The sequence below is a fragment of the Streptomyces sp. NPDC002867 genome (assembly GCF_053591895.1).
Genome location: NZ_JBSFUR010000113.1, coordinates 1 through 1,627, shown reverse-complemented (window position 1 = coordinate 1,627; position 1,627 = coordinate 1). Strand labels below are relative to the sequence as shown.

At 67.5% G+C, this 1,627-nt stretch carries 1 pseudogene; it reads left to right on the top strand.

Annotation, left to right across the window (positions count from 1 at the left end):
* Nucleotides 1-654: 654 nt before the first annotated feature.
* Nucleotides 655-1,549, top strand: a pseudogene (locus ACWD0A_RS34805) (bifunctional DNA primase/polymerase); the annotation flags it as partial.
* Nucleotides 1,550-1,627: the final 78 nt, after the last annotated feature.

Below are 1,627 nucleotides of genomic sequence, written 5' to 3'. Positions count from 1 at the left end.
CGGTGGCCGTTCTTGTATCCGGACACTCACTCCGACGCCAGGACAAACGCCCGGATCAGGTGGGAGCCCGTACACCACCTCTCAGGACGCAACCCCTGACCCCAGGGACCGGAAGAGTCGCCGGGGCGGCTTTCGGTCCCCGTCTTCTTCAGTCCCTCGACAGAACCGCAGATCAGAGCGGTGTGCCAGGGACGGGAGGGACTGAAGGGACCGTAAGTGCCTGTATCCAGCTGCGTGCGTGCGCGCGTATGCACGCGTACACGAGGCTGACCTGCGTATATCTCTGATGCGTTCATAACTAGGAAGTTGGGTCCCTTCAGTCCCTCCCCTGAGAGACGCAAGCCTCTGACCTGGGTAAACGTGTCAGGGACTGAAAGGGGACCGAAGAGACCACCAGTCTCCGGGGAGCTTCAGTCCCTCCGTCGTCCACGCCGCCCCGGGTGAGGGACTGAGGGACTGAAGGGACTGATTTTCCAATAAGTGCTCATGCCTCCCACGGAGTCAGGGCCCCCTGCGCTAGGCTCAGCCCCCTATAAGGGAAAGTCAGTCCCTTCAGTCCCTCATCCCGTCTCGGCGCCCGCCTGACCAGGCAAAATGTCGGGGACCGAGCTGAGGGACCAACCCTGGCCGGACAAGAGGAACGGACCGACGACAGTGCAGCGCCACGCCGACACGGCTTCTTCCCGAGTCGCGCAGCCGTCGCGACCAGTGGACGTCGCCCGGTGGCTCGCAGGCCGGCAGTGGCCCGTCCATCCCCTAGCTCCGGGGCGCAAGACTCCGGCCGCCAACTGCGAACTGTGCCGCACCCGCTCACACGACCCCGCACAGTGCCCCTGCCACGCTCAGGGCCTCTGGTGCCACGGCTTCCACAGCGCGACCACCGACCCTGCCCTGATTGACTCGTGGTGGACCAGGGAGCCCCGCGCGGGCGTCGGCGTGTCCTGCGGGCCGGCGCATCTCGTCGTCCTGGACGTCGACGCCCACGCCGCACATGTACCGGACCGCAACCGCCTGTTGCCGGGTATCTCCATCCCGGACGCGGTAAACCTCGAGGGACTGGCCTCGGGCTTCGACACCCTGGCTCTCCTCGCGGCCTACCGGCAGGAGCAGAACCCGGCAGAGGACGACACGACCTTGCGCGTACGAACTCCGTCCGGCGGGCTGCACATCTGGTACCTGAACCCAGAACCCCGCGTCCGCTACCGCTCGTCCACCGGCTCCAGCCCCAAGACAGCCCTCGCCTGGCAGGTCGACGTACGAGCTCACGGCGGCTACATCGTCGCCCCGGCCACCCGTACCCCCGCCGGTGTCTACACCCCCCTCGGGTCCGTACGGGAACCCGCACTCCTGCCTGCCTGCCTGGCTGGCCACCGAACTGACACGCACGGGACACGTCATACAGCCGGCTCCCGTCCCGGCTCCACGCCCGCGCAGCAGCGCAGGCACGCCCCCCCGGGCCGGCGCCGCCCACGCCCTTCTCCAACCTCTTATCGAAACCGTCCGTGAATGCGCCGCCCAAGCGGAAGGAACCACCCTGCACCCACAGCTGAAGACACTGCTGGACGACTGGCTGCTGCACCGGCCCGAGGGCCTGCGCTCGAACCTGCTGTTCACCGACCACGGCCGC